This is a genomic window from Methyloparacoccus murrellii (assembly GCF_054657115.1).
This window is the reverse complement of sequence record NZ_BAAHXD010000023.1, coordinates 39,858-53,802: the sequence shown is the minus strand read 5'-3', so window position 1 is coordinate 53,802 and position 13,945 is coordinate 39,858. Positions and strand designations below refer to the sequence as shown.

Genomic DNA, 13,945 nt, shown 5'->3' with positions numbered 1-13,945 from the left:
CAGGGTGTTGCACTTGGTTTTTGAGCGCGCCCTGTTTAGGAATGACTGTGTGTGTTGTTGCTGCTTGCTGTGCCATTGTGTTGCTACTGTACAGTCAGCAAGCAAAATGGACAATTTATCTACGTGTGTTAGCGGTGTGTAAGCAGATTTTGGACATAAAAAAAGCGAGTACATTGCTGTACTCGCTTGATTTATATGGTGTTTTTGGTGGGCCGTGTAAGATTCGAACTTACGACCGATGGATTAAGAGTCCACTGCTCTACCAGCTGAGCTAACGGCCCGAAAACTTGTTACACCCGTCGGTGCGGGTGGGGTGACTGACGGGGCTCGAACCCGCGACAACAGGAATCACAATCCTGGACTCTACCAACTGAGCTACAGTCACCATGGCATGGGTCGCTGATGGTGGCGCGCTTGGCAGGACTCGAACCTGCGACCCTCGGCTTAGAAGGCCGATGCTCTATCCAGCTGAGCTACAAGCGCTTCTTGGTCGGGGCAGAGGGATTCGAACCCCCGACATTCTGCTCCCAAAGCAGACGCGCTACCAGACTGCGCTATACCCCGTAGAGCCTAACTTGAGTCGCTGCTGGACGCTCCATCAAGAAAGCGAATTATATAACCTTGTCAGGTGAAGGTCAAGACCTCATGACCATCCGAAACCGGTTCGCCGGTTGCCGGGTTTCTCGGTGGTCTCACAGCCTCGCTTTCACCGTCTCATAGGTGCTTTCAACCTGCTCGAGTCCGCGGAGCAAGGCGTTCAACTCCTCCTGCGCCGCCGCCACGAACGCCTCGTCACGGATGCTCCCCGTATTTACCTGCACGTTCAGGGCGGCGCTGCGCAAGGCCGCGCTGGCCGCCATCACGCCAACGCCGGCATCGCTGATGACATTCCTGTTGCCCTTGTCGGCCACGGACTGACACAGCTGAATCAGCTCCATGCAGGCATGGGCACAGTCAAGCGGCACACGGGTGGCGGCCTTGAGGGCAGACTGGATACGCTCGCCGCGCGCGACCGGGTCAGGCTCCCTGGGTAACCGGTAAGCCGCCATGACGGTATCGAAGGCCTCGATATCGGCGGCCACCAGGGCCAGCATGCGGCCCCGCAATGCCTCGGCTGAGGGGAGGATCTCGGCCATCTCCGCATCCACCGACTCGTAGCCTTTCTTGCCCAGCGTCAATTGGCAAACCATCGCCACCAGGGCCGCGCCCAGAGCACCCATGATGGCAGCAACACTGCCCCCGCCCGGCGTCGGCGACGCGCTGGCCAGTTCATCCAGAAATTGACGGATGGGAGTGTCCTGAATCATGCCGATATGCTCCTGCAAGCGGGGGTTCAAAAAGTGGTCGCGATTATAGTCCAGGGCCGGATGCCCCCCATCAGTCCAGCGTCCCGGGATTACCCGGGGCTCCGCCAGTCAGCGCTGGCAGCGCGGACACCAGAACGTGGAGCGCTGCCCCAGCCGGTCGACGCTGATGGGCGTCGCGCAATGCCGGCAAGGCTGGCCGGCCCGGTCATAGACATGCAGGGTCTGCTTGAAGTAGCCCGGCTGGCCCCTCTCATTGACGAAATCACGCAGCGTTGTGCCGCCCTGCGCGATGGCCGCCGCCAGGACTGTCCAGATGGATTCGGCCAACCGCTGATATCGTTCGCGGGAAATCCGCCCCGCGGCACGCTGGGGCGCAATGCCGGCCCGAAACAGCGCCTCGCTGGCGTAGATGTTGCCCACACCAACCACGATGCTGCTGTCCATGATGAATGGCTTGACGGCCTGGCGGCGCCCCCTCGATCGCCCGAACAGGTAATGGCCATCGAATCCATCTTCCAGAGGCTCGGGGCCCAAACCGGCCAGCAGCGGGTGTCGGTGCGGCTCGGCATCGGTCCACAGCAGGCACCCGAAGCGGCGTGGGTCGTGAAACCGCAGGCAGAGACCAGTGGACAGAAGCAGGTCGTAGTGATCGTGTTTGCGGGGCGGAGTGGCCGATTCCGTCACCCGCAGGCTGCCCGACATGCCAAGATGGACTATCAGACACCCCTCCCCTATCCGGATCAGCAGGTATTTCCCGCGCCGCTCCAAGGCATGGACTTTCTGGCCCTGCAAGCGCTCGGGCAAATCCGCCGCGACCGGCCAGCGCAAACGCGGCTCGCGAACCTGAAGCGCGTGGACCAAGTGACCGTGCAGGTACGGCCGAATACCTCGGAGTGTCGTTTCGACTTCGGGCAGCTCAGGCACGGCGGGCACGGAAGATTCAGTGCCGAGGATGTCGCCTAATCATGATCCGCGGCGTCTTCGTGATCGTCCTCAACCGATTCCGCCGCCTCATCGGGCTCGTCGGCGTCATCCTCGTGATACCCCGGGCTGGTGCCGGAAGTAGATTGCGGCTTGCCGGGCGTGGATGGCGGACTGGCTTCCGGCGCTGGCTGGTTGAGCAGTTCACGGGCCACGTCGCTGGTGATCTCGTACTGGAGCAGCAGATCCTTGCGCGCCAGCAGCAACGCAGGCTGCCGCTGGACGATCACGAACTCGATGGGCTCCCCCTCCGACAGGGCAATGCTCAGCACGTCCCCCACCGGCACCACTTCGAGATGCTTGACCTCGATGGCCCGGGCAGTGGCCCAGGCCGACGCCAGCTCCGCGGGATCGGTCTTGCCGTCGGCCACCGGCTCGGACTTCCACTGGCCGTCGGCACCCCGGCTGAACGCGACGCCCGGCAAGCCGATGCGCTGAATCCTGGCATCTTCCGGCAGCAGCTTCTTGTCCACGTAATCCACCGCCGAGGCGGTCAGATGGTGGAAAAAGCTGTCATCCACCAGGTGCAGGGTATCGCCCAAACGGACATACCGGCGCATGTTGATGGGATCGGTGCCGCCGAACTGCAGCACGGTATCGCCCAGGGTCAGGGTCGCCTCCGGCCTGTCCAGGCCAAATTGGGCCAGCTCATCGGACTTGACCGGGTAACGGGCCTCGCTGTTGGCCTTAGCAATATCCAACAACTGGCCGATGCGTATCGAGTTGACCGGTGCGGCAAATGGCGAGCTCAGACGCCATACCCCGGTGACGTCCTTTTCGAACGCCATTGAGGTCTTGTTCTGCAGGCCGATGCGCTTCAGGGACTGGGTGTCCAGGGTCAGTAGCGGCACGGTTTCCGCCTCCTGTTTGCCTGGCTTGAGGTAGGCCACCAGCCCCAGCACCGCGATCACGACCAGCAGCACCAGGTTGATCAACAGCCGCGAATTCATGCTCAGCTCCCCCGGCGCTTGAACCAGATCCAGGCCCCCGTGCCAATCAGCAGGATGGGCAGGACAAACAGGAAACCGACGGCGATGGTACCGGACGCCAGCGGCGAGAGTTGCAGCTTGCGATCCGGCGCGACCTTGGCCGGGATGTTGATCAGCGCATCCCCATGGCTCAGCCACTGGATCATGTTCAGACCCAGTTCCAGGTTGCCGCCATTGCCGAGAAAGGCGTTGGAGAGGAAATCGCCGTCCCCGACCACGACGATGCGCTGCTCACTGGGCGTTTGCGCCGCCGGCGGTTGCCCGCCGTCGACCTTGGCATCCGGCTTTTTCGCCGGTTCCGGCGGGCTGATGGCGCGGTTGATGGCATAGCCCAGTTCCAGCGGCCCCTGCCGTTCGCCCTTATCCGCGTCGAAGGCGATCTTGCCCTCGATGGGACCGGTCTCGGTCCAGGAGCGCTGCAAGGTGGTCAGCAACGGCTCCTTCTCGAAATCGCTCTTGTCGTTCTGCCCCAGCGCCGCCGCGGCGGGGAACAGAGTCATCTGCTGAAACCCCTGGGTGATCGGATGCGGCGGATAGTCGGCGACCAGGGCGAAGGTCGGGTCGTCGATGCCGAGCAACTGGGTGGAAGCATCGACGATGGTACCCGCCAGGAACGTCACGCCCAGCTGTTCCGCCAGCGGTGCCAGGCCATGCAGATCGCCCGGATCGCCCAGCCACCAGAGGTTGCCGCCCTTGGTGACGTAATCCTGGATCAGCTTCACCTCGCCTGGCAGCAGGTTCGTGCGCGGACCGGCGATGACCAGCACGTCGGTGTTGTCGGGAATGATCGGGGTGACGGCCAGATTGGCCATGGAGACATTGATGCCCTTGCGCTTGAGCTCATCCGCGAACTGTTGCAGGTCATGATTGGCCCTGCCCTGCGGCGAGCGGTCGCCATGCCCCTCCAGAAACACCACATGACGCTCCTCAGCCGTGGCCAGGCGCTGGAGCGCGTTGGTCAGGCTGGTCTCCCCCGGCTCCTGGATCTTCTCGGTACGTCCCTGATACTCGATCACCAGTTCGCCATCGACCTGTATCCCCAGCTGGCGCACCTTCTCCGGCTGGGTGTCCGGGTTGACGAAGCTGAGCGCGACATCCTGCTTGGTGCGGCGATAGCGCTCGACCAGGTCACGTATCGGATCGCGCACCTGCTGGTTCTCGCGGGCATAAGCGGTAATGGTGACCGGTTCCTTGAGCAGCCCCAGCACCTTGAGGCTGGCCTCGGACAGGGTATGCCGATGGCTGGCCGTCCAGTCGAACTGGGCGGAATACTGGGTGCTCAGCCACGCCAGCAGGGCGACAGCCACCAGAAACAGCAGGCTGAAGAGCAGGTTCTGCAGGCGGATTTCGAGATGCGTCTTGCGGTTGATCTTCATTTTTGCAGGCGATCGTTGTCCAGGCGGTGAATGCTCAAGACCAGGAAGGTGGTGATGAACAGCACGAAATAGAGGAGATCGGTCGTCGTGATGAGGCCCTTGAGCAGCCCCTCGTAATGGCGCAGCAAGGACAGGTATTCGAGCACGCCACCGCCCTTGCCGCTGGCCTGCGAGGACCAGTCGATGATCCACAGCAGCAGCAGGGCGCCGAAGGTGCTGACGGCGGCGACCGTGGGCTGTGCCGCCAGCGCCGACATGTACAGGCCGACGGCAGCGAACCCGGCCAGCAACAGGGTCAGGGCCATCACGCAGGCCGCCAGCTTGCCGCCGTCCAGCCCGCCGCCCAGCAGCAGTGAGAGCGGCATGAGCAGGATCATGCCGACCATGACCAGCAGGAAGGCGATCACCCCAAGATACTTGCCGAGCACGATCTCGGCCATGGACACCGGCGCGGTGAACAGCAGGCTCAGGGTGCGGTTGCGGCGCTCCTCGCTGATCAGGCGCATGGTCAGCAGCGGCGTGACCAGCAGCAGGATGACACCGGCGTTGCCGAACAGCGGCGCCACGATCAGGTCGGTGATGCCCGGCGCCTCCTCCATGCCGGCAATACGCGCCTGCACCATCAGGTAGTAATCAAGCTGGGCGAGAAACATGTAGGCCAGGATGATCTGGATCACGCCCAGGATCGTCCAGGCCAGCGGGGAAAGAAACAGGGAGCGGAATTCGCGTCCCGCAATGACCAAGGCCATCATGCCGTTTGCTCCTGATTGTCCGCCGGGGTCGAGGTCTGCCGGGTGATGTCGATGAAGATCTGTTCCATGCTGCGTCGCTCGGGCGTCAATTCCCGCAGCCCCCAGCCGGCGGACACGATCAGCTCGGCCAGCCGCTCGGCCGGGTTGTGTTCCTTGTCGTGGAAGATGCGGTAGCGCCGGTCGCCGAGATCATCGATCTTCTGCACCGACGCCACCGAACCCAGGCGGGCGAGATCGGGCGGCTGCTGGGTCTCGACCACCAGGCTGGAAGCGCGCATCTGCTGCTCCAGCCCCTCGATGCTGTCATTCAGCACCAGCTTGCCCTTGTTGATGATCTGTACGCGGGTGCAGGACTCCTGCACTTCCGGGAGGATATGGGTCGAGAGAATGACCCCGTGCTCCTTGCCAAGCTCGCGGATGAGCTCGCGGATTTCGCGAATCTGCAAGGGATCCAGGCCGACGGTGGGCTCGTCCAGGATGATGACGGCCGGCATGTGCAGGATCGCCTGGGCAATGCCGACACGCTGCTGGTAACCCTTCGACAGATTGCCGATCAGCCGCTGCCCGACCTCGGTCAGGCCGCAGCGCTCCTTGGCCTGCTCCAGGGCGGCCCGTTGCCGGTCGCGGGCGATGCCGTGCAGGCGCGCGCAGTAGTTCAGAAATTCGTCGACGGTCAATTCCCGATAGACCGGCGGAATCTCCGGCAGGTACCCGAGCTCGCGCTTGGCCTCCTTGGGATTGTCGAGGATATCGATACCGTTGACGAGAATCTGCCCGGAGGTGGGCGCGAGATTCCCGCAGATCATCTGCATGGTGGAGGATTTTCCGGCACCGTTGGGCCCCAGAAATCCGAGAATCTCGCCTTTCTGCAGGCTGAAGGTGACATTGTCGACGGCGCAGTGGTCGTCGTAATAGCGGGTCAGTTGGTCGACCTGTATCAGTTCATTCATGATGTCTGAAGCGTTGGGAAGCTGGCTTTGTCCGGCGGCGGATGGCCTCGTCGCGGCGCCAGGAAAATGTTGACCGCACCCGGCATCTCCTTTACAAAGACCCGGCGCCCACAGGGATGCGGCCCGCAAGGGAGTGACCCGTGTCACCCCCTTGCGGCAACGCGGCTGGCAAGGGAGAGATCCCGCGCAGCCTTCGAACGCCGCTCAAGGACATTCACCACCCAGAAATTCGATAAACCAACAGCGCACACCCGTCCGGGCTGCGATGCGCGCCGAATTATAACGAGGAGAAACGCGTATGCGAATTGGTGTCCCTAGAGAAGTCCACCCCGGGGAAAAGCGGGTCGCCACCGTTCCCGAGGTCGCCGAAAAACTCATCAAGCTGGGCTTTTCCGTCACGGTGGAGAGCGGCGCGGGAGCGGGCGCCAACTTTTCCGACGAGGCCTACCGTGCCGTGGGCTGCGAGATCGCGGAGCGCGCGGGTGTCTGGTCGGCGGCGGACATCATCCTCAAGGTGCGCGGGCCGGAAACCCACTCCGAACAGGGCATCGACGAGGTGGCCAGCCTGAAGGAGGGCGCCAGCCTGATCAGTTTCATCTGGCCGGCGCAATACCCGGAACTGATGCAGACACTGGCCGCCCGCAAGGCAACGGTGCTGGCCATGGATTGCGTACCGCGCATCTCGCGCGCGCAGAAGCTCGACGCGCTCAGCTCCATGGCCAACATCGCCGGCTATCGCGCCGTCATCGAGGCCGCGCATGAATTCGGCCGCTTCTTTACCGGCCAGATCACCGCCGCCGGCAAGGTGCCGCCGGCCAAGGTCTTCGTCATCGGCGTCGGCGTCGCCGGCCTCGCCGCCATCGGCGCCGCCAACGGCCTCGGCGCCATCGTGCGGGCCTGCGACACCCGTCCGGAAGTCCGGGACCAGGTCAAATCCATGGGCGCCGAGTGGGTCGAACCCGACTACAGGGAGGACGAGAGCGTCTCGACCACCGGCTACGCCAGAGTCATGAGCGAGGCCTACCAGAAGGCCCAGCGGGATATGATTGCGAGGCAGTGCCAGGACGTCGACATCGTCATCACCACCGCGCTGATTCCCGGCAAGCCCGCGCCCCGGCTGATCACCGCCGACATGGTCCAGTCGATGAAGCCCGGCAGCGTGATCGTCGACCTGGCCGCCGAACAGGGCGGCAACTGCGAGTTGTGCGTGCCCGGCGAGGTGGCCGTGCGCCACGGTGTCACCATCATCGGCTACACCGACCTGCCCAGCCGGCTGGCGCGGCAGTCCTCGACCCTGTACGCCACCAACCTGCTGCGCCTGATCGAGGAGCTGTGCAAGGAGAAGGACGGCAACATTATCGTCAACATGGACGACGAGATGATCCGTGGTGCCACCGTGGTCAAGGACGGCAGCATCACCTGGCCGCCACCGCCGATTTCCGTTTCCGCCGCCGCCAAGCCGCCCACCGTTCCCGCCGTGAAGGCGGAGAAGCCAGCGCTGCTGCCGGCCTGGGCAAAAACCGCCCTGAGCATCGGCGGCGCCGGCCTCCTGTTCTGGTGGGTCGGCGCCAATGCCCCGGCCGCCTTCATGGAGCACTTCACGGTGTTCGTGCTGGCCTGCTTTGTCGGCTACATGGTCATCTGGAACGTCACCCCGGCGCTGCACACGCCGCTGATGAGCGTCACCAACGCCATCTCCAGCATCATCGCCATCGGTGCCCTGGTGCAGATTTCCTCGCCTGAGATCGTCATCCTGGCGGGCATCGCTCTGGTCCTCACCTCCATCAACATGGCCGGCGGTTTCTGGGTCACCCAGCGCATGCTCGGCATGTTCCGCAAGTAAGCCGAGGAGTTCGCCACCATGTTTTCACAAGGACTCGTCACCGTTTCCTATATCGCCGCCACCATCCTCTTCATCCTGAGCCTGGGCGGCCTGTCCAATCCGGAGACGGCTCGCAGGGGCAATTTCTACGGCATCCTCGGCATGGCCATCGCCATCCTGGCCACCGTGGCCGGCCCCAAGGTCACCGGCAGCGGCTACGCGCCGCTGATCGTCGCCATGCTGATCGGCGGCAACATCGGCATCTACGCGGCCCGCAAGGTCAAGATGACCGAAATGCCGGAACTGGTCGCACTGATGCACAGCCTGGTGGGTCTCGCCGCCGTGCTGGTCGGCTACGCCAACTACCTCGATCCGTCCGCCAGCCTGACCGGCGTGGAGAAGACCATCCACGAGGTGGAGATCTACGTCGGCATCCTGATCGGCGCCGTGACCTTCTCCGGCTCGGTCATCGCCTTCGGCAAGCTGTCCGGCAAGATCACCGGCAAGCCGGTCATCCTGCCGGCGCGGCACTTTCTCAACCTCGGCCTGCTGACCGCCGCCATCGTGATCGGGAGGTGGTTCCTCGCTGTCGAGGGCCACGAAGGGCTGCTGCCGCTCTACCTGATGACCGCCATCGCCCTGGCCTTCGGCGTGCACATGGTCATGGCCATCGGCGGCGCCGACATGCCGGTGGTGGTGTCCATGCTCAACAGCTACTCGGGCTGGGCGGCCTCGGCCACCGGTTTCATGCTGAACAACGATCTGCTGATCGTCACCGGCGCGTTGGTCGGTTCCTCGGGCGCGATCCTGTCCTACATCATGTGCCGGGCCATGAACCGCCACTTCCTGTCGGTCATCGCCGGCGGCTTCGGCACCAGCGGCGGCACCAGTCCGGCAGCCGGCGCGGCCCCGGAGGGAGAAGTCACACCGATCTCGGCCGAGGAAACCGCCGAGCTGTTGCGCGCCGCGCAGAATGTCATCATCGTGCCCGGCTACGGCATGGCGGTGGCGCAAGCTCAGCACACCGTCCAGCAGATCACCCAGCTGCTGCGCGACAAGGGCGTGAATGTGCGCTTCGCCATCCACCCCGTCGCGGGCCGCATGCCCGGCCACATGAACGTCCTGTTGGCCGAGGCGCGGGTGCCCTACGACATCGTGCTGGAGATGGACGAGATCAATGAGGATTTCCCCGAGACCGACGTCGCCATGGTCATCGGCGCCAACGACATCGTCAATCCGGGCGCACAGGATGACCCCAACAGCCCCATCGCCGGCATGCCGGTGCTGGAGGTGTGGAAGGCCAAGACCTCCATCGTCATGAAGCGCTCCATGGCGTCCGGCTATGCTGGCGTCGACAATCCGCTGTTCTACAAGGAAAACAACCGGATGCTGTTCGGTGACGCCAAGAAGATGCTCGACGAGGTACTGAAAAACCTGCAAGCCTGAGAGCGGGTGGCTGCCGCACCGCCCTCCCCGGCGGCACGGCAGCCATCGAGCGTTGCACCGCGTCAGGGAGGAACATGCCATGAAACCCTGCTGGCCGCTGGTGCTGGCGCTGATACTGCTGAGCGGCTGTGGCGCGAGCTATACGCGCGCGCCGGAAGGCGTGGAGCAAGCCCCGCCGGTCCCAGCGGGCGATTGCCCGGCCGGCATCGCCTACAAGACCGGACGCTGTCGCTAGGGCCAAGCCGACCGGCTCGCCCCGATTTGGCGCAGCTGTGGCGAACGATCCGACCACCGGGGCGGCGGGTGCCGGCGCCCGCCAAGGGCCGGCACCGCCCCGCCCCCTCGGGTCACTCCGCCTTTGCCGTTTCGGCCGGTTTGCGCAAGCGTATCCCGAGTTCCCGCAGTTGCAGGTCGTTGACCTCGGCTGGCGCGCCGATCATCGGACACCAAGCGGACTGGGTCTTGGGGAACGCCATGACCTCGCGGATCGAGGTCGCGCCGCTCATCAGCATCACCAGCCGGTCGAGGCCGAAGGCGATGCCGCCATGCGGGGGGGCGCCATACTTCAGCGCGTTGAGCAGGAAACCGAATTTCTGCTGCGCTTCCTCGTCGCCAATGCCGAGCAGCTTGAACACCGCATCCTGCATCTCGGTCTGGTGGATGCGCACCGAACCGCCGCCGACTTCGGTACCGTTGAGTACCATGTCGTAGGCGCGCGAGATCGCCTGGCCGGGATTGGCCCGGAGTTCCTCCAGCGTGCACTTGGGCGCGGTAAACGGATGATGCAGGGCAAACCAGCGGTTCTCCTTGTCGTCCCACTCGAACATGGGGAAATCCACCACCCACAGCGGCGCCCAGTCGCCTTGCGCCAGGCCGCGGTCATGTCCCACCCTGAGCCGCAGGGCACCCATGGATTCGTTGACGACCTTGGCCTTGTCGGCACCGAAGAACACCAGGTCTCCGCTTTCGGCCCCGACCCGATCCAGGATGGCCAGGACGGCTTCCGGCGGCAGGAACTTGACGATGGGCGATTGCAGCCCCTCGATGCCGGCAGCCCGATCGGTGACCTTGATGTAGGCGAGCCCCTTGGCACCATAGATGGCGACGAACTGGGTCAGTTCGTCGATCTCCTTGCGCGACAGCTCACCGCCCTTGGGCAGGCGCAATGCCACCACCCGGCCATCCGGATCCCTGGCCGGGCCGGCGAAGACCTTGAACTCGATGTCCTCGAGCAGGTCGGCGACGTCGACCAGCTCCAGCGGAATGCGCAGATCGGGCTTGTCGGAACCGAACCGTCGCATGGCCTCGGCGTGGGTCAGACGCGGGAACGGATCGGGCAGTTCGACACCCAGCGTCTTCCGGAACAGCTCGCGGATCATCGCCTCCATCAGGTCGGTGATGGCCCTCTCGTCCATGAACGAGGTCTCGATGTCGAGCTGGGTGAATTCCGGCTGGCGGTCGGCGCGCAGATCCTCGTCGCGGAAGCAGCGCACCACCTGATAGTAGCGATCCATGCCGGAGATCATCAGTAGCTGCTTGTACAGCTGCGGTGACTGTGGCAAGGCGAAGAAGTGATTGGGATGGGTGCGGCTGGGGACCAGGTAATCGCGCGCACCCTCCGGGGTGGCCTTGGTCAGAAACGGCGTCTCGATCTCGTAGAAGCCGTGATGGTCCATGAAGTTGCGCAGGTGCCGGGTGATGTCGCGGCGCAGACGCATGCGCTGCTGCATGACGGGACGACGCAGGTCGATGTAGCGGTAGCGCAGGCGCGTCTCCTCGCTGACCTCGACCTCGCTCTCCAGCGGGAACGGCGGCGTCTCGGCCTTGTTGAGGATTTCCAGCCGGGTGGCGAGCACCTCGATCTTGCCGGTTGTCAGGTTCGGGTTCTCGGTACCGGCCGGGCGCGCACGCACCTTGCCATGCACCCGCAGCACGTATTCGCTGCGCACCGACTCCGCCAGACCGAAGGCTTCCGCGTAATCAGGATCAAATACAACCTGAACCAGACCCTCCCGGTCCCGAAGGTCGATGAAGATGACGCCGCCATGGTCGCGCCGCCGATGGACCCAGCCGCACAGATCGACTTCCTGGCCCAGATGGCTTTCCGTTACTTCCCCACATCGGTGGCTACGCATGTCTGATTCTCGAATTCGGTGAAAAAGGCGTGAATTTTAGGGACTTGCAGGGGGGGATACAACCGGCGGCCACGCCCGCCGGTCAGGAACCGGACGACACCGGACGCCGGGCACCATGGGACCGCAGGCAAGGCCGTTGCCGCGGGAAACGCAAGGCCAGGGTCTGGCAGGCCACTCCGGCCTGCCAGACGGGCTCAGCCGGCCGTCGAGGTGGGCTTGGCGTCGCCACCCGTGCTGCTGCCGGCCCCCTTGCCGGCGTCACCCCCGCTCGAACCGGTATCGCCGGCCAGGTTCCTTTTCTTGTCCTGCTTGCCCTTGAAATCGGTTTCATACCAGCCGCCACCCTTCAGGCGGAAACCCGCCGCCGAAACGAGCTTGGTCAGTTCGAGATCGCCGCACGCCGGACACTCCTTGAGCGGGTCGTCGGAAAGCCGCTGAAAGGCTTCCATCTCATGGCCGCAAGCTTTGCATTGATATTCGTAGATAGGCATGCATCGACTCCTGTTGAGTTGGGACTGAAACGAGATAAGGCGACCCGTGGCAATTTCAAGAACCCACGAGGCGGCAATTTGCGCATAATGCAAGGCATTTTAGCGGGCGGACCCCCCATGCCGGATAGTACAACCGTTGTCACACCAAGCCGGCTGCCGCCAGCCATCGGCGTCGGCGCGCTCGTGTTCGATGCCGAAGGGCAGGTACTGCTGGTCCGCCGGGCGCACCCGCCGCACGCCGGACAGTGGCATCTGCCGGGCGGCCGGCTGGAGTATGGCGAAACCGTGGAAGACTGTTGCCGGCGCGAGGTACGGGAAGAAACGGGGCTGCTCGTTCTGCCGGAGAGAATCATCGCTATCGCCGATCGTCGCATCGAAGGCTTCCACTACGTGATCATCGATTTCCTGGCGTACCTCCAGCTAGGCACGCCAGCCCTGCCACAGGCTGCCTCGGACGCGACGGAGGCACGCTGGGCAAGCCCCGAGGCACTGGCGGCATGGCCGCTGGTGGATGGGCTGGACGCCGTGATCCGTGCCGGCCGGCACAGTCGTGACAACGGCTCGGGGCTGGTTGCGGATGCTGCGACTGGCTGGCTGTACGGCTGTGCCCGGTCGGCCCGATAATCACGGGCCGCTAGCGACGGTCACATCCGCCGACCCACCGCGTCCGGTGCCGACGGAAACTTGAATACGACACTCGGGACTAACTGCGCCAAGGCAGGGTAAAACCAACCGACAACACCCCCAACACCGTCACAGAGCACACCATGGCTATATTTTCCCTCGACTTCGGCGGCGCCGACCCCAGCGACCTGCTCCCCGGCGTGCATGCCGGCCATGACCAGAGCGGCGGACTGGTGGCCCTGATAGACCATTTCCTGGCCGCCATCACCCGCGATGGCCCCGGCAGCTGGAACCTGCTGGGCGGAGTCGAAACGCTGGGCACCAACCTTCATCCGCTGGTCCTGCATTTCCCCATTGCCTTTCTGATGGGGTTTTTCCTGGTCGAGCTCTATGGCCTGCTCTTCAGGAACAGGGCGGCCCGGCAACTTGCCAGTGGCCTTCTCTACCTCGGGGCGTTCGGGGCGGTCGTCACCGCTGCCTCCGGACTGATCGCCGCAGAAACGGTCCCGCATGGCGCTCGGGTGCATGACATCATGGAATGGCACGAGCGCGCCGGCCTTACCGTTGCCTCGCTGTCCGTTGCCCTTGCACTCTGGCGCCGAATCGGCGGCATACCGCACTCAAGCATGGCGCTGGCCCTGAGTCTTATGCTGTCCGGCCTCATGTCCCTGATCCTGTTCCTGGGTGCCGACCTGGGCGGCATGATGGTCTACCGGCACGGCGTCGGCGTGCAAAGCCTGCAAACCAACGAGGAACACCACCATCACCTGCACGGCAGCCCGGACACAGAAGTGGCAACGCCGGCCAGCGGAGACACGCCCTGAGATGGCGCGGAGAAAGAAGCGCGTTCGATCACGCCTGCCAGTGACGGCCCGCCACGAGCCGGATTGCCGTTGGTCCGGGGTCCGCGACACATGCCCGGCTCCGGCCGAACGGCAATCCATGCTTCCCTCTTTCCAGGTCGACCCGGTCCACGCCGGTTCCATCAGCTGCTAGACTTCACCGGGCGGCATCGCGGACTGATGGCCGACGATTCCGTCCCTTATATCAGCTCTCAATCAAGAAGGAGTCA

At 64.2% G+C, this 13,945-nt stretch carries 13 protein-coding genes and 4 tRNA genes; 5 read left to right on the top strand and 12 right to left on the bottom strand.

Going from position 1 to position 13,945, the window contains the following annotated elements; genetic code table 11:
• Window positions 1-205 precede the first annotated feature (205 nt).
• From ACYQ1H_RS08445 to ACYQ1H_RS08400, 10 genes are all read right to left on the bottom strand, one after another.
• Window positions 206-281, bottom strand: a tRNA-Lys gene (locus ACYQ1H_RS08445).
• Window positions 282-309: 28 nt separating this feature from the next.
• A tRNA-His gene (locus ACYQ1H_RS08440) sits at window positions 310-385 on the bottom strand.
• A gap of 21 nt (window positions 386-406) precedes the next feature.
• Window positions 407-483, bottom strand: a tRNA-Arg gene (locus ACYQ1H_RS08435).
• A gap of 4 nt (window positions 484-487) precedes the next feature.
• A tRNA-Pro gene (locus ACYQ1H_RS08430) sits at window positions 488-564 on the bottom strand.
• A gap of 128 nt (window positions 565-692) precedes the next feature.
• Window positions 693-1,307: a methenyltetrahydrofolate cyclohydrolase gene (fchA, locus tag ACYQ1H_RS08425; RefSeq protein ID WP_460027602.1), complete on the bottom strand. Its 615-nt coding sequence runs from the start codon at window positions 1,305-1,307 to the stop codon at window positions 693-695.
• Window positions 1,308-1,415: 108 nt separating this feature from the next.
• Window positions 1,416-2,231 (bottom strand): bifunctional DNA-formamidopyrimidine glycosylase/DNA-(apurinic or apyrimidinic site) lyase, encoded by an 816-nt coding sequence (gene mutM, locus ACYQ1H_RS08420; protein ID WP_460027601.1) that lies wholly within the window; start codon window positions 2,229-2,231, stop codon window positions 1,416-1,418.
• A gap of 35 nt (window positions 2,232-2,266) precedes the next feature.
• Entirely contained in the window at window positions 2,267-3,238 is a 972-nt protein-coding gene (locus ACYQ1H_RS08415; RefSeq protein WP_460027600.1) for a DUF4340 domain-containing protein, read from the bottom strand.
• A gap of 2 nt (window positions 3,239-3,240) precedes the next feature.
• Window positions 3,241-4,653, bottom strand: a complete 1,413-nt coding sequence (locus tag ACYQ1H_RS08410; protein WP_460027599.1) for a GldG family protein — start codon at window positions 4,651-4,653, stop codon at window positions 3,241-3,243.
• Window positions 4,650-5,405, bottom strand: a complete 756-nt coding sequence (locus tag ACYQ1H_RS08405; RefSeq protein ID WP_460027598.1) for an ABC transporter permease subunit — start codon at window positions 5,403-5,405, stop codon at window positions 4,650-4,652. Before ACYQ1H_RS08405 ends, ACYQ1H_RS08410 begins: the two co-directional genes overlap by 4 nt.
• Window positions 5,402-6,355, bottom strand: a complete 954-nt coding sequence (locus ACYQ1H_RS08400; protein WP_460027597.1) for an ABC transporter ATP-binding protein — start codon at window positions 6,353-6,355, stop codon at window positions 5,402-5,404. The genes ACYQ1H_RS08405 and ACYQ1H_RS08400 overlap by 4 nt, the downstream gene beginning before the upstream one ends.
• Window positions 6,356-6,653: 298 nt before the next feature.
• On the opposite strand from ACYQ1H_RS08400, the gene ACYQ1H_RS08395 reads away from it, so the two are divergent.
• The 3 genes from ACYQ1H_RS08395 (at window position 6,654) to ACYQ1H_RS08385 (ending at window position 9,858) form a co-directional block, all read left to right on the top strand.
• Window positions 6,654-8,198 (top strand): Re/Si-specific NAD(P)(+) transhydrogenase subunit alpha, encoded by a 1,545-nt coding sequence (locus tag ACYQ1H_RS08395; RefSeq protein WP_460027596.1) that lies wholly within the window; start codon window positions 6,654-6,656, stop codon window positions 8,196-8,198.
• 18 nt (window positions 8,199-8,216) lie between these two features.
• Entirely contained in the window at window positions 8,217-9,623 is a 1,407-nt protein-coding gene (gene pntB / locus ACYQ1H_RS08390) for a Re/Si-specific NAD(P)(+) transhydrogenase subunit beta (protein ID WP_460027595.1), read from the top strand.
• A gap of 79 nt (window positions 9,624-9,702) precedes the next feature.
• Window positions 9,703-9,858, top strand: a complete 156-nt coding sequence (locus ACYQ1H_RS08385; RefSeq protein ID WP_460027594.1) for a hypothetical protein — start codon at window positions 9,703-9,705, stop codon at window positions 9,856-9,858.
• Between the two features lie 112 nt (window positions 9,859-9,970).
• Here the strand turns inward: ACYQ1H_RS08385 and aspS are convergent, their stop codons facing one another.
• Both aspS and ACYQ1H_RS08375 read right to left on the bottom strand, forming a co-directional pair.
• Entirely contained in the window at window positions 9,971-11,758 is a 1,788-nt protein-coding gene (gene aspS / locus ACYQ1H_RS08380; RefSeq protein WP_460027593.1) for an aspartate--tRNA ligase, read from the bottom strand.
• A 194-nt stretch (window positions 11,759-11,952) separates the two neighbouring features.
• Window positions 11,953-12,249: an FmdB family zinc ribbon protein gene (locus tag ACYQ1H_RS08375; protein ID WP_460027592.1), complete on the bottom strand. Its 297-nt coding sequence runs from the start codon at window positions 12,247-12,249 to the stop codon at window positions 11,953-11,955.
• 117 nt (window positions 12,250-12,366) lie between these two features.
• Between ACYQ1H_RS08375 and ACYQ1H_RS08370 the strand changes: the two genes are divergently transcribed.
• Both ACYQ1H_RS08370 and ACYQ1H_RS08365 read left to right on the top strand, forming a co-directional pair.
• The gene (locus ACYQ1H_RS08370; protein ID WP_460027591.1) at window positions 12,367-12,873 is read left to right on the top strand and encodes an NUDIX hydrolase; all 507 of its coding nucleotides are present in this window, start codon (window positions 12,367-12,369) and stop codon (window positions 12,871-12,873) included.
• 143 nt (window positions 12,874-13,016) lie between these two features.
• Complete coding sequence (locus ACYQ1H_RS08365) at window positions 13,017-13,697, top strand: DUF2231 domain-containing protein (protein ID WP_460027590.1); 681 nt, start codon at window positions 13,017-13,019, stop codon at window positions 13,695-13,697.
• Window positions 13,698-13,945 lie beyond the last annotated feature (248 nt).